Genomic DNA, 323 nt, shown 5'->3' with positions numbered 1-323 from the left:
ACCGCGACCCTGACCGATGCCCAGGGCAAACCGGTCACCGCGCAGAACGGTCCGGTCACCGTGACCCTCGACAGCGGCAAGGTCATCACCATCGCCGAAGGCCAGAGCTCCGGCAGCCTGCCGGTCAGCGTCGGCAACGACGTCTACACCGGTCCGACCACCGTCACTGAATCCATCAAGGACGCGGTGGGTGGCAACCTGGAATTGGTGTCGCCAAACACAACGCCAGTGACCACCACGGTCAACGACGTCAACGACACCACCACCGTGACCCTGACCGCGACGCCGAGCGTGGACGAGAACGGCACCATCACCTACACCGC

General features: G+C 65.0%; 1 protein-coding gene. It reads left to right on the top strand.

Features of this window, described 5'->3' with window-relative positions; genetic code table 11:
• Positions 1-323 (top strand): immunoglobulin-like domain-containing protein (locus Q8X48_RS29915; protein WP_407802821.1); only part of this gene is annotated, 323 nt, incomplete at both ends.

The organism is Pseudomonas sp. QLc11A (genome assembly GCF_052112305.1).
Classification (GTDB): Bacteria; Pseudomonadota; Gammaproteobacteria; order Pseudomonadales; family Pseudomonadaceae; genus Aquipseudomonas; species Aquipseudomonas laurylsulfatiphila.
Note: the sequence above shows the minus strand (reverse complement) of the source record. Positions and strands in the feature narration are given on the sequence as shown.